The 21,396-nt window shown below is 36.9% G+C and carries 21 protein-coding genes; 14 read left to right on the top strand and 7 right to left on the bottom strand.

From position 1 onward, the window contains the following. Positions 1-62 precede the first annotated feature (62 nt). The 7 genes from GJV03_RS13315 (at position 63) to GJV03_RS13285 (ending at position 6,180) form a co-directional block, all read left to right on the top strand. Positions 63-1,661 (top strand): histidine-type phosphatase, encoded by a 1,599-nt coding sequence (locus tag GJV03_RS13315; protein ID WP_171501857.1) that lies wholly within the window; start codon positions 63-65, stop codon positions 1,659-1,661. A 63-nt stretch (positions 1,662-1,724) separates the two neighbouring features. Further along, positions 1,725-2,399 carry an HAD family phosphatase gene (locus GJV03_RS13310; protein ID WP_354666860.1) on the top strand — a complete coding sequence of 225 codons (675 nt, stop codon included), beginning with the start codon at positions 1,725-1,727 and terminating at the stop codon, positions 2,397-2,399. A gap of 100 nt (positions 2,400-2,499) precedes the next feature. Beyond that, entirely contained in the window at positions 2,500-3,168 is a 669-nt protein-coding gene (locus GJV03_RS13305; protein ID WP_354666859.1) for a 2'-5' RNA ligase family protein, read from the top strand. Further along, on the top strand, positions 3,156-3,668 hold the full coding sequence (cobU, locus tag GJV03_RS13300; RefSeq protein WP_004720198.1) for a bifunctional adenosylcobinamide kinase/adenosylcobinamide-phosphate guanylyltransferase: 513 nt from the start codon (positions 3,156-3,158) through the stop codon (positions 3,666-3,668). Before GJV03_RS13305 ends, cobU begins: the two co-directional genes overlap by 13 nt. 80 nt (positions 3,669-3,748) lie before the next feature. After that, the gene (gene cobT, locus GJV03_RS13295; protein ID WP_105712556.1) at positions 3,749-4,801 is read left to right on the top strand and encodes a nicotinate-nucleotide--dimethylbenzimidazole phosphoribosyltransferase; all 1,053 of its coding nucleotides are present in this window, start codon (positions 3,749-3,751) and stop codon (positions 4,799-4,801) included. A 30-nt stretch (positions 4,802-4,831) separates the two neighbouring features. Beyond that, positions 4,832-5,443, top strand: coding sequence for a histidine phosphatase family protein (locus tag GJV03_RS13290; protein ID WP_004720201.1), 612 nt, complete (start codon positions 4,832-4,834; stop codon positions 5,441-5,443). After that, positions 5,440-6,180, top strand: coding sequence for an adenosylcobinamide-GDP ribazoletransferase (locus tag GJV03_RS13285; RefSeq protein ID WP_034616781.1), 741 nt, complete (start codon positions 5,440-5,442; stop codon positions 6,178-6,180). Before GJV03_RS13290 ends, GJV03_RS13285 begins: the two co-directional genes overlap by 4 nt. 130 nt (positions 6,181-6,310) lie before the next feature. On the opposite strand, the gene GJV03_RS13280 is transcribed toward GJV03_RS13285, so the two are convergent. The 6 genes from GJV03_RS13280 to GJV03_RS13255 all read right to left on the bottom strand — a co-directional run bounded on the left by GJV03_RS13280 (position 6,311) and on the right by GJV03_RS13255 (position 13,380). Further along, on the bottom strand, positions 6,311-8,398 hold the full coding sequence (locus tag GJV03_RS13280) for a TonB-dependent receptor (RefSeq protein ID WP_154130268.1): 2,088 nt from the start codon (positions 8,396-8,398) through the stop codon (positions 6,311-6,313). Between the two features lie 191 nt (positions 8,399-8,589). Then, the gene (locus GJV03_RS13275) at positions 8,590-9,126 is read right to left on the bottom strand and encodes a DUF2058 domain-containing protein (protein WP_004821753.1); all 537 of its coding nucleotides are present in this window, start codon (positions 9,124-9,126) and stop codon (positions 8,590-8,592) included. A gap of 15 nt (positions 9,127-9,141) precedes the next feature. Then, positions 9,142-9,816, bottom strand: coding sequence for a YoaK family protein (locus GJV03_RS13270; protein WP_154130267.1), 675 nt, complete (start codon positions 9,814-9,816; stop codon positions 9,142-9,144). Positions 9,817-9,848: 32 nt separating this feature from the next. Next, positions 9,849-11,045: a serine/threonine transporter SstT gene (sstT, locus tag GJV03_RS13265; RefSeq protein ID WP_154130266.1), complete on the bottom strand. Its 1,197-nt coding sequence runs from the start codon at positions 11,043-11,045 to the stop codon at positions 9,849-9,851. A 169-nt stretch (positions 11,046-11,214) separates the two neighbouring features. After that, a complete protein-coding gene (sulP, locus tag GJV03_RS13260) occupies positions 11,215-12,942 on the bottom strand; it encodes a sulfate permease (protein WP_154130265.1) in 1,728 nt (575 codons plus the stop codon). A gap of 126 nt (positions 12,943-13,068) precedes the next feature. Continuing rightward, positions 13,069-13,380 (bottom strand): metalloregulator ArsR/SmtB family transcription factor, encoded by a 312-nt coding sequence (locus GJV03_RS13255; protein WP_154130264.1) that lies wholly within the window; start codon positions 13,378-13,380, stop codon positions 13,069-13,071. 233 nt (positions 13,381-13,613) lie between these two features. Here GJV03_RS13255 and GJV03_RS13250 point away from each other — a divergent pair, with 233 nt between their 5' ends. The 7 genes from GJV03_RS13250 (at position 13,614) to GJV03_RS13220 (ending at position 20,922) form a co-directional block, all read left to right on the top strand. Beyond that, complete coding sequence (locus GJV03_RS13250) at positions 13,614-13,871, top strand: hypothetical protein (protein ID WP_056511387.1); 258 nt, start codon at positions 13,614-13,616, stop codon at positions 13,869-13,871. A 6-nt stretch (positions 13,872-13,877) separates the two neighbouring features. Beyond that, the gene (locus GJV03_RS13245; RefSeq protein ID WP_056511384.1) at positions 13,878-14,621 is read left to right on the top strand and encodes a hypothetical protein; all 744 of its coding nucleotides are present in this window, start codon (positions 13,878-13,880) and stop codon (positions 14,619-14,621) included. 405 nt (positions 14,622-15,026) lie between these two features. Further along, positions 15,027-15,443 (top strand): YeeE/YedE family protein, encoded by a 417-nt coding sequence (locus tag GJV03_RS13240; protein ID WP_154130263.1) that lies wholly within the window; start codon positions 15,027-15,029, stop codon positions 15,441-15,443. Positions 15,444-15,445: 2 nt separating this feature from the next. After that, on the top strand, positions 15,446-15,856 hold the full coding sequence (locus GJV03_RS13235; protein ID WP_154130262.1) for a DUF6691 family protein: 411 nt from the start codon (positions 15,446-15,448) through the stop codon (positions 15,854-15,856). Between the two features lie 6 nt (positions 15,857-15,862). Further along, positions 15,863-16,729, top strand: a complete 867-nt coding sequence (locus GJV03_RS13230; protein WP_154130261.1) for an MBL fold metallo-hydrolase — start codon at positions 15,863-15,865, stop codon at positions 16,727-16,729. A 534-nt stretch (positions 16,730-17,263) separates the two neighbouring features. Beyond that, positions 17,264-19,372, top strand: coding sequence for a bifunctional diguanylate cyclase/phosphodiesterase (locus tag GJV03_RS13225; protein WP_154130260.1), 2,109 nt, complete (start codon positions 17,264-17,266; stop codon positions 19,370-19,372). Positions 19,373-19,866: 494 nt separating this feature from the next. Beyond that, the gene (locus tag GJV03_RS13220; RefSeq protein WP_154130259.1) at positions 19,867-20,922 is read left to right on the top strand and encodes a 3-deoxy-7-phosphoheptulonate synthase; all 1,056 of its coding nucleotides are present in this window, start codon (positions 19,867-19,869) and stop codon (positions 20,920-20,922) included. A gap of 78 nt (positions 20,923-21,000) precedes the next feature. Here the strand turns inward: GJV03_RS13220 and gcvH are convergent, their stop codons facing one another. Continuing rightward, positions 21,001-21,375 (bottom strand): glycine cleavage system protein GcvH, encoded by a 375-nt coding sequence (gene gcvH, locus GJV03_RS13215; protein WP_154130258.1) that lies wholly within the window; start codon positions 21,373-21,375, stop codon positions 21,001-21,003. Between the last annotated feature and the right edge of the window lie 21 nt (positions 21,376-21,396).

The raw sequence follows: 21,396 nt of genomic DNA, 5'->3' as shown, positions 1-21,396 counted from the left end.
CATACCAGTGTCATGTTCTTTGATTAGTTTGCCTGCATTAAATCAAATATGACATTTCAATGATGAAACCATTTAAAATTAAACATTCGCTAATCATTTTTTTTGCTTCAGGACTATTTTTAACAGCCTGCAATAATGATCATGATGATAATTCAGCTGTTGTAGCGCCACCTAAAGCTGATGCATCCCTATATTTACAGACCAAACAACCGTATCAACCGCAACAGAAATTAAGCAGCTATGAAGCAATGCCTACAGGTTATCGCCCAGTTTTTACAGAATTAGTTGCTCGACATGGTTCACGAGGTCTATCAAGTATTAAATATGATTTAGCTTTATACAATATGTGGTTAAAAGCAAAACAGGAAAATGCTTTAACACCATTGGGTGAACAATTGGGTGCTGATTTAGAAGCAATGATGAAAGCCAATATTCTATTGGGTTATGGGGTGGAAGGTATACGCCAGTATGGCTATGGCAATGAAACTTCTGTGGGTATTAAAGAGCATCAGGGTATCGCAGATCGTTTATTACAACGCTTACCACAATTGTTTAATCAAGCCAGCCAACAGGGTAAATCTGTACAGATCGTCAGTTCGGGTGTGGATCGAGCGGTGGACAGTGCTAAATTTTTTACCAATGAATTATTGAAACAGCAACCAAGTTTAAAGACTGCAATTACACCAGCAAGCTATCAAAGTTTAAATAGTAACGCCGTACCAAGTATTGTCGATGGTGGGGTAAATCGCTTTCATCTGTATTTTCATAGTTTAAATGCACAAGACGATTTGACCAATGTTAAAACGGATTTAGATAAAACAGTCTATGCGGCTAGCTTAAAATATCAAGACTTTGAAGAGAATGATCCAGACTTAAAACAAAAAATAAAAACGTTGAGTGCAGATTCTAATGCGCAAAAAATCGCAACAGAAGTATTAAGCCCAATTTTTAAAACAGCGTTTATTCAAAAAATTGGTCAAACAGGCTATAGCTTTAGTAATTCAGGATCATTCACTGTAACAAGTCCTAAAGGTGAACAGATTACTGAAAAAGGAAAGGGGAAAAATACCATTGCCAGCGCAGTAGATGCTGCTGCTTATCTGTACGAGTTGTATTCAATCACTGGCGGAATGCAAGACGAGCTTGGTGCGACAAACTTTAAAAAATATATGCCAACTGAAGCGGCTAAGTTCTATGCGCAATATAACGATGCCAATGATTTCTATAGTAAGGGTCCAAGCTTTGATACAGGCAAAGCTGTGACAACAGATATTGCCAAGTCACTCAAGCAGGATTTATTTAAACAAGTTGATGATGTTATGAGCAACACACAAAAGAATGCTGCTGTATTAAGGTTTGCTCATGCTGAAATCATTATCCCTTTAGCCACCAGCTTAGAGTTAAAGGGGATGATGCAATCTGTGCCTTTGACGCAGACATTTAATTATTCAAATAGTGCATGGCGTGGCGAAGATATCTCACCGATGGCGGCAAACTTACAGTGGGATATTTATCAAAATTCGCAAGGGCAAACTTTGTTAAAAATGCTCTATAACGAAAAAGAGATTACTTTTAAAAAAGATTGTGATTATGCCCGCTATAAAGCAAATAGCTATTACTATGATTATTTAAAGTTGAAACAATGTTATAGTATTCAATAGATTGCTATAAAATTTGAGGGAGAACTGGTTTCTCCCTTTTAATCGGCTAATAAAAGGAACACTGTGAAATTCCAGCAACATACGATTCAAGCTGCTATTTTTGATATGGACGGTACGATGCTGGACACTGAAAGGCTTAGGTTTGATGTGTTAAAACAAGCGTCTTTGGAAGTCATCGGTGTTGAATTTGGTTTAGATTATTTGATGCAATGTTTAGGGCTCAATGCGTTAAACTCAGAACACTTAGCACAAAAATTCTATGGTCAAGATATCCCTTACCAACACATTCGGCAGCGTGCTGAACAAATTGAACTTGAGATGATTTTGTCGCAAGGCGTACCAGTGAAAGCTGGACTTTTAGAAATATTAGCTTATTTGCAATCTCAAAATATCCGATTGGCTGTCGCTACATCTAGTGCCCGAAAAATTGCTGAAAAATATTTAAAACTTGCAAAAATTGATCATTATTTTACCTTGTTGGTCTGTGGCGATGATGTGATACAAGGTAAACCACACCCAGAAATTTTTAACAAAGCCTGCACCTTATTAAATCTAAATCCGCAACACAGCTTGATGATTGAAGATTCTGAAAATGGGATTACTTCAGCACATTTGGCTGGGGGAGTAACGATTTTGATTGAGGATATTAAAGCGCCAAATCAGACCATGCTCGCGAGAGCAGATTACTACTTTGAATCTATGTTGGATTTTTATCAGTTGGTCATAAAATCTGACTGAATAAAATTCATTTTCAATTGAACAACACTCAGTCAATTCAAGATTTAAACATGATGATTACATGCTTTAATAGAAGCATTAAAATTAATGTGAATTTGATGTGTTTTTAGATTCTCAAAGTTTAACAACTCCAACTGAGACACATGATTATCCTGAGTGGCACAAAGGGAGAAAACACTACGCCTTATGGTACATTGAAATTCATCATCCTGAATTATTGGCTTATTTAAGCGATTTAACAGAAAAATTCTCAAACTATTTATTGCACCCCAATACACGGCAATTTCATATCACGTTGTATATTTGTGGTTTTCTAACAGAAGATAAAATGCAATTTGATGATGATTTTATTTATAGTAAATTTCAGCAACAACTTAAAATTTTGACTCAAAACCAGCCAAATAATTTTAAATTAACAACAGGGAAAATAAATAGTTTTAGCAGTGCTTTATTTATAGAAATTCATGATTATGAAAATAGCCTAAGCAATATTCGACAATTATTATCCTATCCAAGCCAAGAAATTGCTGCTTTAGATTATTGCCCGCATATCACCTTGGGTTTGTATTCAGCAGAATTTAAAGCCCAACAAATATTTAAAGCTATTGAAAAGATTGATCAAAAAAGTTTTGAAATTAGTATTGAGCAGCTTAATTTTGGTATATATCAGGCACAAGTCTTACAGGGGCCTTTAACCGCGTTACATCAGCTTATACTCAATCCGAAAAAAACAGATGGATCTTGGGAGTCAAATTTATGTTGCAATTAATCCTAGGTGGCGCGCGTTCAGGCAAAAGTAAATTAGCTGAACAAATCGCAAAAGACTCAAATCTAGAGGTCATTTATATTGCTACCGCCCAAGCGTGGGATGATGAAATGCGACAACGTATTTCACACCATCAGACACAACGACCTGATGGATGGCGGCTGATTGAAGAACCACTTTACCTAGCAGATTGTTTAAAACAAATAGATCAAGAAAAGCAGGTGATTTTGGTGGATTGCTTAACCTTATGGATAAGTAATTTATTGATGCATGAGAACTCAAATCTGCAGTGCATCGAATGTGAAAAATTGCTGAAAATTCTACCTACATTAAAGTCTAAAATTATTTTAGTCAGCAATGAAACAGGACTAGGTGTTATACCAATGGGTGAAATAACCCGAAAATTTGTTGATGAATCAGGACGTTTACATCAACTATTAGGTCAAATTGCTGATAAAGTAGTGTTTTGCGTCGCTGGTTTTCCGATGTTATTAAAAGGATAAATATTGTGATTTTTATCATATAAACTTGAGCATTTTAACGATTAACAATGAATTTTTAAAATACGAGATGGAGAGTAACAATGAATTGGTGGTTAGAAGCATGTAAAGTGCCAAACGCAGAAACAAAACAACAGGCTGAAGAACGTCAATTACAATTGACTAAGCCAACAGGCTCGCTGTCTGTTTTGGAAAATGTCGCCGTGCAATTGGCAGCTTTGCAAAGTAATTCAAAACCGAATGTAGATAAACCTTGGATCACGATTTTTGCAGGTGATCATGGGGTAATGGCTGAAAATATTTCAGCATATCCGCAAGCAGTAACGCGTCAAATGCTACAAAACTTTGCAACGGGTGGCGCGTGTATCAGTGTAATTGCTAAAGAATATGCTGCGACCTTACAAGTCATTGATTGTGGCACAGTGGGTGAGGCTTACCAATATCAAGGCGTTGAGCGTCATAGTATTGCTCAAGGGACTGCCAATTTTGCTCAACAAGTGGCAATGACTGAGCAACAATGCCAGCAAGCCATGGCGCTGGGGCGTGAGAGTGTAGAAAAAGCCATTGCACAGGGTGCTTCTATTTACATTGCTGGAGAAATGGGGATTGGAAATACCTGTTCCGCTTCTGCGATTGCATGTTTCTTATTAAATGAACCTGCTGAGCAACTGACAGGTGTAGGTACGGGGATTCGCGCTGATCAGTTGATTCATAAAAAAAATATCATTCAGCATTCACTTGAGTTACATAAAAATTATGTTGAAAATGATGCGTTTAAAGCTTTGTGTGCTGTAGGTGGCTTAGAAATTGCTGCAATGACAGGAGCTTATATTCGCTGTGCTCAACTTGGGATGCCTGTAATTGTCGATGGTTTTATTAGTTCTGTGGCGGCATTAGTCGCGGTACGACTCAATCCTGAAGTTCGACAATGGATGTTGTTCGGTCATCAGTCTGCTGAATATGGGCATCAACGCCTATTACAAGAATTGAATGCTGATCCATTATTAAAGCTTAATTTACGTTTGGGGGAAGGCAGTGGTGCGGGTGCTGCCTTGGGTGTGATCAAGTTGGCATGCAGTTTACATAACAACATGGCCACTTTTGCAGAAGCCGCGGTAATTGGCGAGAAAGTTTAAACTTATTCATAATTTAAAAAGAGCATATGCATGAAACTGAGGATTGATCTATTACGTCATGGGGAAACTACGCTGAATCATACTTTGCGTGGTTCGACTGATGATGAATTGACAGAATTGGGCTGGCAACAAATGCACCAGACCATTTCCTATGATCAATCCTCTGTGCAAACGCAATGGGATTTTATGTTTAGCTCGCCTTTAAAGCGCTGTTTCTCATTTGCACAGAAACTTTCTGAACAAGTTCAAATACCACTGATGCAAGATCACAGACTACAAGAAATTCATTTTGGTGATTGGGAAGGTATTTCAACACAGCAGATCTATGCAAAAACGCCTGAGTTATTAGAAAATTTTTGGCAATCTCCGACACACTTTACCCCGCCAAATGCTGAAAGATATTTAGATTTTCAGTATCGAATTAAGCAAGCATTACAAGCGATCAAAGAGCAGATGCTGGTTACACAAAGCCAAACAGCTTTGATTGTGACGCATGGCGGTGTGATCAAACTTTTAAAATGTATGGCGCTACAACAATCTCTTGATGATATTTTAAAAATGTCAGCAGAACTTGGGCAATTAAACCGCTTTATGTTGGACAGTGAAACCATGCAGTTAGAGTTATTGGAGGACAATAGATGACTCCATTTTTTATTGCATTGCAATTTTTAACGATTTTCCCTGTTTATTTAAAAAATATGCCTTCGCCAAAACAAAATGGTCAGTCACTGTTATTTTATCCAGTGATTGGGCTTTTGATTGGTTTGGTTCTGTTTGCTGTTGCCAGTTTTCTACATGTTTTGCCTGTAGTTTTACTCAGTACCATTATTCTGGTCATCTGGATTTTGCTCACGGGTGGCTTACATTTAGATGGTTTAGCGGATACTGCAGATGCTTGGGTCGGTGGCTTTGGTGATAAAGAAAATACCTTAAGAATTATGAAAGACCCAGCATGTGGACCGTTTGGTGTGCTGAGTTTAATTGTTATCTGTTTGATTAAATGGTCTGCACTGTATGTGTTATTACAGGAACAACACTATACTGCTTTGATTCTATTTCCTATTTTAGGGCGTTTAACACCATTATTTTTATTTCTGACCACTGAATATGTCCGTGAAAAGGGCTTAGGCTGGTCTATTGCCCAATATATTCCTAAAACTTGGGCAATGATCATTTTTGGTATCAGTTTATTGGGCGCAGGTTATTTTGTCTGGGTGGGTTTAGTGACCGCGACGATTTTTATTTTGACCTTGATTTATCTTCGCTATAAGTTTATTCAACGAATCGATGGCATTACGGGTGACACCATTGGTGCCAGTATAGAAATCGCAGAAACCGTCTGTTTACTCTGTTTTATCATTTGTGGTTTTTATATTTAATCAGATTAAGAAAAAACCGAAGTTTTTAAACTTCGGTTTTTAAATTGATCACTTATTTACGTTTATCTACTCATTATTTATCAGTAAACAATTGATAAGATTTTGATTTATATATATAAACTAATCAAGATTAGAATTTTTTCTCTACACTGAACAAGAAACTTGGAATAGCATCATTGACCCGAGCTTCATATAAAGCACCATCACTTTGATTATTTAAGCGCTCTTTATAATCTGTACTCAAAATATTACGAGCACTCAGTGTTGTTGCCCAGCCTTTAGGGAAGCGTTTTGTCGCACTAATATCAACATTTACACGTTTGTTGCTTGTACGATCATAGGGGAGATTGTCTAAAGCGCGGGTAAATTCTGGCGTGTAGCTTAGATTAATACTGCTTGCCAATTGCCAAGGCTGGTAATTGTATGAAACGCCTGTACTTGCTGTATAAGGGGCAACATCGCTGGCTAAACGTGTATTGTGGTCTGAGTCTTCGATTTTGGCGCGTACTGTCGATAATTGTCCATTCAGCATAAATGAATGACCATTATCAGTTTGTTTTAAGGCATAGCGACCAGAAACTTCGACACCATAGGTTGTTGCTTGATCTTGGTTATAGGGACGTTCAACAAAGCGTGTGCCTTCTTGACGAATCACTTTTTCGATATAGTCATCAATATTTCGATGAAAAGCCGTAATATTTACGCCACCTGCAGTAGTGTTATAGCCCAAAGTCGTTTCCAGTGCGGTGATCTTTTCAGGTCGAAGATTGGGATTACCACCACGGTCTGGGTTATTGATAGAGCCTGCATCAGCATCTGTTGAAATGGAAACAGTCGGCATGAGATTGTTACTATTTGGACTTTTAAAGGCGCGACTAATATTGGTTTGCAAAGACCATTGATCGCTAAAGTCAAAACGATGTGCAAGTACAGGGCTGAGGTTTTGATCACTATATTCAACCAAACCTGAACGCTCTAACCATTCCTGACGTGCACCCAAGGTAAGGGTTTGGTGTTTTGTAAACTTCCAACTGCTTTCTAAATAAAGTGCATAACGTTGCTCGTCTAATGTGTCAGCAATATTGCTTTCTAGCGCATTGGCACGCGCATCAAGTCCAAATTTTACTTGTTTGCTTTCATCAAACTTGCGTACCCCATCATAAGCTAAGCCGTATTCATTCACAGTTTCATCAATATAAGAACTGTATTGATTGGAACGAGTGGATTCAGTTTCATTTTGTTTTTCAATAGATAAGCGGACTTTGTCTGAGTCTCCTTTATCTTTACGCTCATAACGAGTATTTAAGCGAATACTGTCATTCTGATCATTTTGAACTTGATTACTGCTAGAGCCATCACTTTCATTCTTACGATAAAAAATTTCTGAAACCAGTTTTTGTTGATCATCAATTTGATATTCAATACGTGGTGCAAACATGGTATTTGTACGATTGGTACTGCGTATTTGTTGGCGTGTACCATTTATATTTTCAATTTCTGTGCTTGATTTACTGTCATTCCACATTTGATTGGCTGAAACACTATAAATCCATGCACCATCACGCCCATCTGCTTGTACACTGATATTTTTACGCTGTTCTTCTTTTTGATCCGATTGGGTGATGCCATATCCCAATTTCACATTGCCACTGATTCGAGCATCGTCTAAGGGTTCTTTTAAAATGATATTGATCACTGCAGAAGATGCAACTGAGGCTTGAGCTACATTAGGTTGTTTGGTGATTTCAATTCGTTCAATCATTTCAGGTGTAATCGAGTCAACAATAGACATACCACCGCGTGGTCCGCCTTGCACAGCTTCACCATTAATCAAAAATACTGGTGCGCCACCACCACGAAAACGCATGCTGCCAGAACCGCTTGATCCACGTGGTCCTTGTCCTGGTGTTGGCATTTGAAAACCTGCTGCACGTCTTAAAGCATCATTGATCGATTGATCGCCGAATTGCAGCATTTCTTCACGTGTCACAATGGTTTTAGCGACCGCACTGATATCAGGATCTTTAGCAGGCGTTTGTTCCGCTGCAAAAACTAAGGTTTTTAATTGTTTTGGTGATTCATTTTGTTTAAGTTGAGTCGCTTCAGTAGTTTTATTTGTAGCTGTCGTTTCATCATTTGCAAGGCTTGCAGAGGTGATGGCGAATATAGCAAGGCTTAAAGTACTCAATGTACCCCAGTAAAGTTTTGTACGGTGCATGTTGCATCGTTCCATTTATGTAATTTCGCGTAAGATTAGCGCACAATTATGTAGAAATTTTGAGGAAAAGGGCATGGATAAAAAAAATTTAATGCTGAATTTATTTTATTTAAATCAAAAAAAAGCCTAATGAGTGAAGCATTAGGCTGATGAAATTTCTAAAAATATAAACTGAAAAATAGAACAGAGGATTACCACATCAAGTCATCTGGAATAACATAAGCAGCATAAGGATCTTCCTCATCTGTCACTTGTTCATTCTTCTCAGAATTATTGACAATAATAAATCCAGTCATTTTTTCATTGATACGTTCACCCAAAGCTTTGGGTAAAATTGCGTAAGCATCATTATTGTCATGTGCGATCACCAAACTGCCTGAAACTAGGGCATTATAAACTTGCTGATTGATATAGATTTTCTTAACCGAACCATCGATAAACTGATAGACCGCATCGCCATCTGTATCTGTGATTTTATGTTGACCAATCATTTGGATAATTGAAGCTTTTAAGGCTTTTTCATCTAAAATGCGTTGTTTCTCTTGATTCAGCGCTTGGTCTTTACTGATTTTCTCTTGTTTGTCTTGTTCAATTTTAGCTTTAAGCTCAGCTTCATTACTCTGACCTGTACGTTGCTCATGCTGTGCCTGCTTTGACAATTTCTTTGCTTTTTTATTATCCACTAAGCCAGCTTTGAGTAACTGTGCTTGCAATGCGTTTTTGACCATAACAATAACCAACCATTAAATGTGTTTCGAACCATGCCGAAAATAAATAAACCAATACGTTAAGCTGAGTATTAAACTTAATCCAGCAGGGATAAGGAATGAATTTAATTGTAAATAAGGATACACGATACTGGCAATCAGCCCACCCAGAATAAATCCGCAAAGAATCAAAAAATGTAATGTGACACGGCGCTTTTCAATACCGAGTCCCCGAAAAAGATAGCCTAAAGCCAAACCAAGATCGGTTAAAACCCCTGAAAGATGTGTAGTGCGGATAATTGTGCCTTTATAGTGGCTGACCATGGCATTTTGCATTCCCATTGCGGTACTTGCCCAGAGTAAAGCATATTTTGGATAATAAGGAATAAATAACCAGCAAAGCAAAATAAACACACTCACAAGGCTGAGTGGAACACCATATCTACGACCCAGTTTAAAATTGCTATTGCCTAAAATAAAGCCACTATAACTTGATCCAATCACATAGTTGAGCATGACTAAGAAAAGGTAAAGTACATGATCATATTGTTGATGAATCAATGCTTGCGCAAATAAACTGGCATTGCCCGTCATATGAGAGATGGATTGATGAAGGACGGTAATCAAACCAAGCACATTAATTATGCCTGCATTGACTGCAAGCATAAATGCACCTAGTTGAATCCAAACGGGCAAATACTGTAGAGGCATAATTCCTTCTTTTTATTCATATACCTTGTATATTACTTTTTAGAAAGATCAACTGCTGCTGTAAATAAGACATCAGTCGAGGAATTCAATGCTGTTTCTGTTGAGTCTTGAAGCACACTAATCACCATACCAATTGCAATCACTTGCATTGAGATTTCTGAAGGAATACCAAATAAACCACAAGCCACAGGAATTAACAACAGAGAACCACCAGCAACACCAGACGCACCACAAGCTGTTACCACAGAAACCACAGATAAGATCACCATAGTGACGATATCAACTTGAATACCAAGTGTATGCACAGCAGCAAGGGTGAGTACGGTAATTGTTACCGCTGCACCTGCCATGTTAATTGTTGCACCTAATGGGATTGCAACGTTAGCAGTGGTGTCATTTACCCCTAAGCGTTTTGCCAAGTCTAGGTTTACTGGAATATTTGCCGCAGAACTACGGGTAAAGAATGCAGTGATTCCACTTTCTCTTAAGCATTTTAAAACCAATGGATATGGGTTTTTACGCATCACAAAACCAACAATCAATGGATTGATGACGAGGGCTACAAAAAGCATAGTACCAATAAGTACAGCAATTAACTGGGCGTAGTTTTTTAAGGTTTCTAAACCTGCTTGTGCAAATGTAGCAACAACTAAGCCAAAGATCCCTACAGGAGCAAATGCAATCACTACACGAATGATGGCATTAATTGCATCCGCAACATCTGTAATCACTTGTTGAGTGGTTTCTGAACCGTGACGAAGTGCTGCACCTAAGCCTACAGCCCAAGCTAAAATGCCAATGAAATTCGCTTCATGTAAGGCTGTTATTGGATTGGTAATAAAACTGAGGAGTAGATTTTTTAATACTTCTGCTACGCTACCCGGTGGCTGTAAAGTCACTTCGCTTGCATGTGCAAAAACCAAAGTACTTGGAAACATTGTGCTTATCGTAATTGCACTAATAGCAGCCAGTAACATTCCAATTGCATATAATCCAAGAATTGGTTTTAAGTTGCTCGCGCCTTCACCAACTTTAAAGTTAGCAATAGATGAGAGAACCAAGACAAATACAAGAATTGGTGCAATGGATTTTAATGCTTTAATAAAAAGCTCGCCTAAAATAATGAAATATTGGGCTGAATTGGGGAATAGATACGCAACTATAAAACCAAGAATAATGGCAATAAGAATACGAGTAACTAAACTTAAACGTGCTAGGACAGCAAACATGTTGAACCTTTATGCCTAAACTGGTCTAAAATCGATGAACAAGCCGCGTATTCTATACCTAAAAGCGAAAACTTAAATAATACAATTTCGCCATAAAAATTAAGATATTAAAAAATATATAGCTTTTTCATCAATCATAATAAAAAATGTTGATAATTTAAACGATTATTTAACTAAAAGTTTGGGCATCCAATTGATGCATGGCTTGGTAATGCGTTAAATAAATATTTCCACTGAGCTGCCGAATTAAATTGGACTGTTTTAAACGATCCATGACTGGACCTTTGACTTCCGTGAGATGCATTTGAATTTTTAATTTATTTAAATCGCTGTTGATTTCTTCCAAAGTTTCTAAAGCACTTGCATCTATATTACTAATACTTGAGCAATTGATCACCACATGATGTAGCTCTGGATGTTTGCTGACTTCTAAAATGATAAATTCTTTTAAAGTATTGGCATTTAAAAAACTTAGATTTTCATCAATACGAATAGACACAATATTGGTACTCGTCAAAACATCATGTCTTGAAATATTACGAAAATGTTGCGTGCCTTCAACTAAGCCAATGACGGCAATATGCGGACGGCTAATACGCCATAACAGCAATAAAAATGTAGAAACAATACCAATAATCAAACCTGTTGAAATATCGATACACAACACCCCAAAGAATGTAACCCACATCGCAATCCCATCCGCTTTGGAATAACGCCATGTTTCGATGAAGGGTTTAAAATCAACCAATTTCCAAATGGATACCATAATGGTGACAGCGAGAATCGCCAAAGGAAGTTGTTTAAATAAACCGGTAAAATATAAACTCACAATCACGATAAAAATTGAAGATAAAACACCAGCCATAGGCGTTTTTGCGCCTGCATCTGCATTGACCACTGTACGTGATAAACTGCCAGTCACAGGAAATGCTGACGTGACACCTGCACTAAAGTTGGCTAAACCCAGTGCAATCAGCTCTTGATTACTATTGAGCTCACTACGTTGTTGAAATGCTGTGGTCTGTGCAATAGAAATAGATTCAACAAAACTCACCATGGTAATCATGGCTGCACCGGGTAAAAGCTGGATCACTAAATCCCAACGCCAGTAAGGCATGGCAATTGGTGGAAATCCCGGAGGAATCTCACCTACGGTTTTGATACCAAATTGGTCTATATGCAGGAAATGTATTAACCCAATCGAAATAAACACCAGAACCAAGGGCAGTGCTTTCACCCAGAATTGAAGAGAATGTGCAAAAGATTGGCATAACTTAGATTTAAAAAAAACCGGGATGTAAATCAAAAACAGAATGGCACAGACACCAAAAATCAAAGTCTCAATACTGGTAAAGCTAATGTATAGCCATAGGCTTTGAATAAACTCGATAATATTGCCAGATTTTAAGGGTACATCGAGCATAAACTTAACTTGGCTGAGTGCAATCAATACTGCGGATGCGATGATAAAACTCTTAATCACAGGATGGCTGATTAAACGGATTAAAAAGCCGAATCTAAAAATTCCCAGTAAACTTGAAAGTATGCCAACGAGAAGTGCCAATAAACATGCGGCTTGAATATATACAGGTGAACCCACCTCATAGAGCGGTTCAAGCGTAGCAAAGGTCATCATGGAAATCAGCGCAACAGGACCAATAGAAAGTGTTGGGCTGCCACCAACAATGGCATAGATGATCATGGGTAAAATACTGGCATATAAGCCTGTCACTGGAGGCAACCCAGCAACCATGGCATAAGCCATACCTTGTGGTACAAGCATTGCAATGACGATTAAAGCAGCAAGTAGATCAGCCCTAAATTTAGGGACATTATAGTCTTGCAGCCATTGCCATGCAGGGAGTATTTTACTGAGTTGAACTTTTGGGGCAGCCATTGGAACTTCATTAGCATATTTTCATATATATTATGCAGAAAAAATGCTAAGAAAAATAGCGACAGCTAACTTATATAATGAATTGTTTGTTTTTATTTTAAATTTATCTAGATGCTAAGATGTGTATTAAACCTGTGGGCAATACAAATCATATAAGGTTGTTAATACCACCATCAGTTTTTGATCTTTAATAGAATAATAAATTTGCTTCCCATCACGACGTGTTGAAACAACATCACTTTTACGTAACATCATCAATTGTTGAGAAAGCGTCGGTTGATTAATCTGAGTTTTTTCTTCTATTTGCGAAACATTTAACTCTTCTTGAGCAAGATGGCATAAAATTAGTAAGCGATCTGTATTGGCTAAAGATTTTAAAATAGTCACGACTGATGCAGCTGATTCACGCATTACATCAATTTCAAGATCACTAGACATCGGTAGATTCCATCCATTATTTAGCACAGTATAACTGTGTCAGGGCTTGTCGTATGGCTTTTAGCATATGTTTTTTGATGAATTTCTAAATCAATTTTGTGAATATATCTTCACATTCTGTTTTAACTTTCTACAGAAATAGATTTCCTCTGCTTACAGTTGAATAAATAGACAAAAATAAGTGATATGTTAAGATGTAACTACAGCTAAAAATCAAGCTGAGGATATTTGACATGACGACATTTACAGCAATGAAGACGACATTACGTGAGGAAGCAACAATTCCAGTGCTTGCTATAAATGCGTTTAGTGCGGCATTTAATCATGCAAGTCAGTCAAACGCTACAATCACTTATGTAAAAGATCAACAGCTGGTACAACAACACAATGGTGTGATCAAAGTTGTTGAAGATTTATCTTCTGCCTATGTGGTTCCCAAGCTTAAACACAGTGTGTTAAAACGTAAAAAGAAACAAGAGGTGATGGCATAACTTTATATGCGACAGCCGAGAATAAGAATGTTTGCTGGTCCAAATGGATCAGGTAAAAGCACAATTAAAGACTATTTAGCGCCCCATCAGATTGGGGCATATTTAAATGCAGATGAGCTTGAGAAACAATTATCTGCGACTCAAAGTTTGTGCTTAGATGATTATCATCATGATTTATCAAACGTAGCGCTACTCAAATTTTTAAAACAAAAAAAGCGTAAAAAGAATGAGCAAGTTGTTCCGCTATTATCGTTAAAACCACAAATTGTTGATGGACTCATTGTATTTGACCGAGATGAAATCGACTCCTATCTTTGCGCACGCATTATCGATTTTATTCGGATGGAATTTTTAAGGTTAAAAATAAGTTTCACTTTTGAAACTGTTATGTCGCATATCAGCAAAGTTGAGTTTCTACGTGAAGCACAGAAACAAGGCTTCAAAACGTATCTGTACTATGTGGCAACTGTTGACCCAAAAATTAATATTGGACGTGTGCAATATCGGGTCGCTACAGGTGGCCATGCTGTACCTGTGCAGAAAATCTGTGAGCGCTATTATCGCAGTTTAGATTTATTGATGCTGGCAATTGAAGCTTCAGATCGTGCATATATTTTTGATAATTCAAGTCACGGTGAAAAAGCAGCTTTTATTGCAGAGATCGAAAAGGCTGAAGTGCTAAAACTAAATCCTGTTGTAGAGTATTTCCCTAAATGGTTTGTAGACAAAGTATTGAATGAATTTAATTAATCTGATGATTAGATCTGTTTTATAAAGCAAAAAAAGATCATGTTGAGTTAAATATATTGGTATTGAAAGTTCCTTCTTACTTTGGAGTAAGGCTAGCATGAAGGGGATTTTATGTTGATTTATCGTTTTAAAAAGGACTGATGAAAGAAGTCTATTGGCAAAGCATTAAAAATTAAAATAAATTATAAGTTTTTGATTATTATTCATAAATATGATTAAAGCCATTTAGTGATTTAAATCAAAACTAAAAAATAAGCTGTGCAATTCTCTAGCAAAGCATATAGGTATTATATTTGCAGTTATGCCTTTGATTTGCATATTTCTATATATCATTATCTGAAGATGAGGTTGATTAATTTAAATAATTATATATTATAAAAACATATATTGTATGGGTTTAAAGCAATGCATGATTTTATACTCGCCTTTTTGGGTGGAGTTCTACTTGGGCTGGCTGTAGTTGGCTACTTATTTGTAAATGGTCGTGTTGCTGGGGTAAGTGGTCTAATTGCACAAGTCCTCAATCCACACAGAATTTTTAAAACACCTGCTTTGTGGTTTTTATTGGGCTTATTCAGCACACCATTTATCTATGGACAGATTTTTAATCCTGAAATTGTGATGCTAACGACAAGCCCAATTTTACTTGTCATCGCAGGTCTATTGGTTGGCTTTGGTACACGATTAGGATCAGGCTGTACCAGTGGTCATGGAATTTGTGGGATAAGTCGTTTGTCTAAACGCTCAATTGTTGCGACTTGTACCTTTATGCTGGCTGGATTTATCACTGTGTCTGTGATGCGCCATATGATTGGAGCTTAATCATGAAAAATATCTTTGCATTCATCTTTGGCGGGCTATTTTCTGTAGGTTTAATGCTTTCGGGGATGTCGAATCCAGCAAAAGTCATCGGTTTCTTAGATATATTCGGGCAGTGGGATCCAAGTCTGGCTTTTGTGATGATCGGCGCAATTGTAGTTGCATTTATTCCTTTTCAAAAAGCGATACGTAATCCTGTGACTGTGTTTAATGAAGTGATCGAATTACCAAAAAATATCCAACTCGATACAAAGTTAGTTGCAGGCGCTTTCATTTTTGGTATAGGTTGGGGAATTGCTGGAATTTGTCCAGCACCAGCATTTACATTGATTGGTTTAGGTCATTATCAAGCACTATATTTTATTGTTGCCATGCTGTTTGGCGTATTGATTCATCGCAAAGTGACAGGAGCATAATTTTTTATGAATCCATTTGTACAAGATTTTTTTGATGAAGCCAGTAATACCTTTAGTTATGTAGCGGTTGATCCTGCTACTCAATATTGTGCCATTATTGACAGTGTATTGGATTATGATGCGGCATCTGCAACAACATCGACAACACATGCAGACCATATTATTCAGTATATTCAAACGCATCATCTTACAGTGCAGTGGATTCTTGAAACACATGTACATGCAGATCATTTAACAGCTTCGCAATATTTAAAAGCACAGTTAGGCGGTCAAATCGCCATGAGTGAAAAAATTGTGACTGTTCAAGATATTTTTAGTCAAATTTATCATCTTGATTATGAGGCTTTAAAAGCACAGCATTCATTTGATTATTTATTTAAAGATCATGAAATTTTTAAAATTGGCGAGTTAGAGGCATATAATCTCCCTACACCTGGTCATACTCCCGCTTGTTTGACCTATGTGATTGGTGATGCAGCCTTTGTTGGTGATACTTTGTTTATGCCTGATTATGGCACAGCGCGTTGTGATTTTCCAAAGGGTAGTGCGGCACAACTTTATGATTCTGTAATGAAAATTTTTAACTTACCCGAGCATACTCGGCTGTATTTATGCCATGATTACCTGTCAGAATCACGCCAAGATTTTCATTGTCAAACAGACATCAATACCCAACGTAAAGAAAACATCCACATCCATACAGGAGTGACTAAACAAGCCTTTATTGCTCTGCGAGAACAACGTGATGCTACATTGTCTATGCCAAAACTAATCCTTCCAGCCATTCAAATCAATATGAATGCTGGTAAATTTCCTGAGCCTGAAACGAATGGTGTTCGTTATTTAAAATTACCTTTAAATTATTTTAGGTAAATTGTTTAAATTAAAATATATTTATTAAATGATAATGATTTGAATTTTTATTCAATAATTTTTAGATTTAATAATCATGATTGTTTATTTAGTTTTTTAAAATAATTTTCTTTAATATGCTTGAAAATTACGCAATGATTGATTTTTTTATGAATATTGTTAAGATTATTATAAATAAGTGCAGAACTCGATGAGGGAATTGAGTTTCTCTAAAAAAACCAAAAGAGGGAGCAGGGTTGCTGATATTACAAAAGATAAAATTTATTTATCAAGTTGATATTTAAGGATAATTTAAACAAACATAGGTTTGTCATAAATTTGAAACATACTTGAGAACTTAAAAGAATAGATTTTATAAACGTTATTGTATACAATTTAAACTTATTGGTTAAAGTGTGACTTATATCACATGGTTTTTTTAAAAAAATAACGACTCGACACTTGGGTTAAACAAGAATCTGTGGTTATTTAAAATACATATAAGTTTGAACGATGGTTTATCTTAATTTTTGTGTTGATAGATAGGATTAATTTATGGCAGGCATTTATTTACCTTTGCATTCGAGTTTGAATCAGGTGGGTTCATTTCCAAAGCCTATAACTTCTCGATCTGCACAAATTTTGAATGAAGTCAAAGAAGCTTTAGATCTAATACCACACCTTATTTGGGTGACAAAATTGGGGATTGGCTATTGTAATACCCCATTAAAAGAATTTATTGGTGTAGATACACATAATATTTGTGATTCCGATTGGATCAAATGCTTACATCCTGATGATGCAGAACATATCTATAATATTTGGATAACCGCGCAAAAAACTGGTCAACGTTTTGAAAAAGAATGTCGTATTCGCCATGTGAACGGCGATTATCAATGGTTTTTACTGATTGCTCAAAGTACGGTTTATAAACAACAGTTTTATGATTGGACCATAACCTGTACCAATATCCATGATCGTGCAACGTTATTACGCGAAACCAGCGAGTCGTTAAAAGCCAATACAGACATGCTTGATGTAAGTGTCGACTGTATCAAAATTATTACACCAGATGGTTATGTGTCACATATGAATAAATCTGGCTGTATTGCACTGCTTGGACAAGAAAAAGTAAAAACTTTTGGTATGGAATGGCTCGGACTATTGCCACCAGAAGTTCGTGAGCAGGGTAAAAAAGCCATTAAAGAAGCGGCAAAAGGGAAAAATGCTAGATTTGCAGGTAAAAGTGTCTTTGGAAATCTAACCATGTATTGGGACAATATCTTAACCCCAGTTGTCAATGAAAATGGTCAAACCACCAGTATTTTATGTGTTTCACGAGATATAACCAAACAACGTATTGCCGAAGAAAAACTCAGAGTGATCTGTGAATTTGATGAAATGACGAGTTTGATGAATCGTCGTGCATTTAAAAGAAGGCTAAAGGCATCAATCTCTAAAGCCAGAGAAAATCGAAGCAAAATTGGATTATTATTGATTGATTTAGATCATTTTAAACATATTAATGACACATTGGGTCATTCTGCTGGTGATCATTTACTTAAGGTTTTATCTAAACGTCTTGCGCATTGTTTAGATGAAAATGCCTATATCTCAAGACTCGGGGGTGATGAGTTTGCGGTGGTGATTGACCATGTGGAAAGTCATGCACAGATTGAGGCTGTTTCTAAAAAATTATTACAACAACTCGATGCGCCTATTACTTATAGCGGTAAATTGTTGAATGGTGGTATGAGTATCGGCGGTTCAATTTATCCGCACGATGCCAAAGATGGCTCAGGATTGTTGAAATGTGCAGATGCTGCTTTAAATGACCTTAAAGAACGGGGTCGTGGTGGTATTCGTATGTTTGGTGTAGACATGTTTGAAATTGCCCAAAGTAAAGCCAAGCAATTAAATACAGCGCGCCAAATTATCCGTAACAATCAAATTGAACCATTTTACCAACCTAAAGTGAAACTGGATGATTGCTCAATTATTGGTTTTGAAGCATTACTCAGATGGCGAGATGTAGAGGGCAATGTTTATTTACCTGCGACTGTTGCTGAAGCATTTAATGATTTTGAGTTAGCGACCAAAATCAGTGAAACCATGCACGATAAAATATTTACAGATATTTCTCATTGGATCAAGCAAGGCTTTAACGTTGTACCGATTTCAATCAATGCTTCACCTGTAGAGTTTATGCGGGATAATTATGCCGAAATTTTATTAAAGCGCTTAACCCAGTATGCCATTCCACATCATCTTGTTGAAGTCGAAATTACTGAACATGTTTTGGCTGATCGTGGCTATGAATACGTCATTCGCGCGTTAAAAAAACTTAAACAAGAAGGCGTGCGGATTGCCTTAGATGACTTTGGAACTGGGCATTCATCGATGACGCATATTCGTGATTACCCTGTAGATAGTTTAAAAATTGACTATAACTTTGTAAATCGTATGCATGAAGAAAAGTCAATTAAAGCGATCGTGGAAGGGATTGCAAAATTAGGTCCAATCCTTTCTTTAGATATTATTGCAGAAGGGATTGAAACGATTCAGCAGCTTGAAAATTTAAGAGCCGTGGGCTGTAAATTTGGCCAAGGTTTCTTATTTAGCCAAGCAATTTGTGCTGAACAAGTGCAAGAAATGTTGCAGTGATGGGCTTTGGATTAACAACAATGATTGGGTTAAATTGTGCCTTAACTCAATCATTTTTATTCCATACATAAAATATAGAAAAACTTTAAAAAAGGGCTTGAAAAGTCTACAGACTACAGGTATTGTAAATTCAATATAGATTTTTATGAACGACATAAAGATGAAAAAGCAACCTGTAATCGCTACTTCTTATTATTTCTGGCAATTCTTTAGATAATTGCCTGAAGTCGTTCGGGCAATGAATTGGTTGCCCATCAAAGTTAATACCTGATCGGCAACACCGATCAGGTTTTTTTATATCTGAATGTTAAAAATATTTTGAATCAATTAAGTGTAAAGATTTTGGAGAATGTCATGATGAAATTTAACTACGTATACTTTAGCAACTTTTATTGGACTTACTTTGGTCAAGTGAAAAACCTGATCGCCCATTTGAATAGATCCCATACGCTCAAATAAAAGTTCGGACTTTAGAGAGTCCAAAGGAATACATCATGAATGTACTAAATATTGCTTTACAACAAAATCAAACCATAGAAACTCAGCTCAGTTTGCCTTATGAGTTAAAAGAAAAATTTGCATTAAAACATAAGCTCGCTTTACAAATCGCCGAGCAACGCCAAACAATTGAAAATATCCTCGATGGTACCGATGACCGTTTATTGGTGATTACTGGCCCATGTTCTATTCATGATGAAAAATCCGCATTGGAATACGCAGATCGCTTAATACAATTACAAGAAAAAGTGTCAGATCAGATCTTTCTAGTGATGCGTGCATATATTGAAAAGCCACGTACAACAGTGGGCTGGAAAGGGTTTTTATACGATCCAAATTTAGATGGATCTGCCAATATGCAATTGGGTTTAGAAAAATCACGTCAATTGTATTTACAAATTATTGAAAAAGGCTTGCCGATCGCCAGCGAAATTTTAAGTCCTATGGCAACTGCATATTTTGATGATTTATTGGCTTGGGGTGCAATTGGTGCACGGACCAGTGAATCACAAATTCATCGTGAAATTTCAAGTCATATGCCTTTCAGTATTGGCTTTAAAAATGGTACAGATGGCTCGATTCAAATTGCTTTAGATGCAATTCAATCTGCAAGTCATCCTCATCAGTTTCTTGCCATGGGTCAAAAGGGATTGCCTTGTATTGTCCATAGTCATGGTAATCCTTTAGCACACATCATTTTACGTGGTTCAAATAAGGGCACAAACTATGATGCAGAATCGATCCAACAGATCCGCCAGCAGCATCAAGGGAAATTACCCGCATTGCTGATTGATTGTAGTCACGGTAACAGCAGTAAAGATCCTTTAAAGCAACCGTTGGTTTTACAGCAAATTATTGAAGAAAGACATGTAACCCAAGTACGTGGTGTAATGCTAGAAAGTCATTTGGTGGATGGTAATCAAAAAATCTCTTGTGATATGACTTATGGTCAATCTGTTACAGACGGTTGTTTGGGTTGGAATAAGACGGAGCAATTGTTGTTGGATGTTGCAGAGCAGCTTTCGAAACAGGATTTGTTGCAGACGGCGTGATATAGTTTATTTAATGACATAAACAAAAAGATCAGACTCATCTGATCTTTTTGTGTTTAAGCATTAGGATTTTAAAACTTAAAGCCCAGCTTCATATTCGCTATTGCTGAGCAGCTTTTCAACATCTGCAATATTGTCTGGTTTAATCTTATAAATCCAGCCTTTGCCATAGGGGTCGTCATTCACAAAATCAGGATCATCTTCAAGGGTGGTATTCACTTCCACAACTTCACCAGAAACAGGTGCATGAATATCAGACGCTGTTTTAACGGATTCAACTACACCAGCCTGAGCGCCAGCAACCACATGGCTACCTACTTCAGGCGCTTCAACGTAGACTAAGTCGCCTAAAGCATCTTGAGCATGGTCAGAAATACCAGTAATCACAAGATCACCTTCAATTTTTACCCATTCATGTGTTGCTGCATATTTCAAATCTGAAGGATGATTCATAATGACTCCATTAATCAATTT

This window comes from Acinetobacter sp. RIT698 (assembly GCF_009668065.1).
Classification (GTDB): Bacteria; Pseudomonadota; Gammaproteobacteria; order Pseudomonadales; family Moraxellaceae; genus Acinetobacter; species Acinetobacter guillouiae.
The sequence above is the reverse complement of the archived record's forward strand: the minus strand, read 5'-3'. Positions and strand labels throughout refer to the sequence as shown.

Bases quoted from the DNA above. Each gene is read 5' to 3' on its own strand.
- GJV03_RS13235 (WP_154130262.1), top strand. From the start codon at position 15,446: ATGAAAAATATCTTTGCATTCATCTTTGGCGGGCTATTTTCTGTAGGT.
- gcvH (WP_154130258.1), bottom strand. From the start codon at position 21,375: ATGAATCATCCTTCAGATTTGAAATATGCAGCAACACATGAATGGGTA.
- GJV03_RS13220 (WP_154130259.1), top strand. From the start codon at position 19,867: ATGAATGTACTAAATATTGCTTTACAACAAAATCAAACCATAGAAACT.
- GJV03_RS13245 (WP_056511384.1), top strand. From the start codon at position 13,878: ATGCGACAGCCGAGAATAAGAATGTTTGCTGGTCCAAATGGATCAGGT.
- GJV03_RS13275 (WP_004821753.1), bottom strand. From the start codon at position 9,126: ATGGTCAAAAACGCATTGCAAGCACAGTTACTCAAAGCTGGCTTAGTG.
- cobU (WP_004720198.1), top strand. From the start codon at position 3,156: ATGTTGCAATTAATCCTAGGTGGCGCGCGTTCAGGCAAAAGTAAATTA.
- GJV03_RS13250 (WP_056511387.1), top strand. From the start codon at position 13,614: ATGACGACATTTACAGCAATGAAGACGACATTACGTGAGGAAGCAACA.
- GJV03_RS13315 (WP_171501857.1), top strand. From the start codon at position 63: ATGAAACCATTTAAAATTAAACATTCGCTAATCATTTTTTTTGCTTCA.
- GJV03_RS13230 (WP_154130261.1), top strand. From the start codon at position 15,863: ATGAATCCATTTGTACAAGATTTTTTTGATGAAGCCAGTAATACCTTT.
- sulP (WP_154130265.1), bottom strand. From the start codon at position 12,942: ATGGCTGCCCCAAAAGTTCAACTCAGTAAAATACTCCCTGCATGGCAA.
- cobT (WP_105712556.1), top strand. From the start codon at position 3,749: ATGAATTGGTGGTTAGAAGCATGTAAAGTGCCAAACGCAGAAACAAAA.
- sstT (WP_154130266.1), bottom strand. From the start codon at position 11,045: ATGTTTGCTGTCCTAGCACGTTTAAGTTTAGTTACTCGTATTCTTATT.
- GJV03_RS13225 (WP_154130260.1), top strand. From the start codon at position 17,264: ATGGCAGGCATTTATTTACCTTTGCATTCGAGTTTGAATCAGGTGGGT.
- GJV03_RS13280 (WP_154130268.1), bottom strand. From the start codon at position 8,398: ATGCACCGTACAAAACTTTACTGGGGTACATTGAGTACTTTAAGCCTT.
- GJV03_RS13255 (WP_154130264.1), bottom strand. From the start codon at position 13,380: ATGTCTAGTGATCTTGAAATTGATGTAATGCGTGAATCAGCTGCATCA.
- GJV03_RS13290 (WP_004720201.1), top strand. From the start codon at position 4,832: ATGAAACTGAGGATTGATCTATTACGTCATGGGGAAACTACGCTGAAT.
- GJV03_RS13285 (WP_034616781.1), top strand. From the start codon at position 5,440: ATGACTCCATTTTTTATTGCATTGCAATTTTTAACGATTTTCCCTGTT.
- GJV03_RS13270 (WP_154130267.1), bottom strand. From the start codon at position 9,816: ATGCCTCTACAGTATTTGCCCGTTTGGATTCAACTAGGTGCATTTATG.
- GJV03_RS13240 (WP_154130263.1), top strand. From the start codon at position 15,027: ATGCATGATTTTATACTCGCCTTTTTGGGTGGAGTTCTACTTGGGCTG.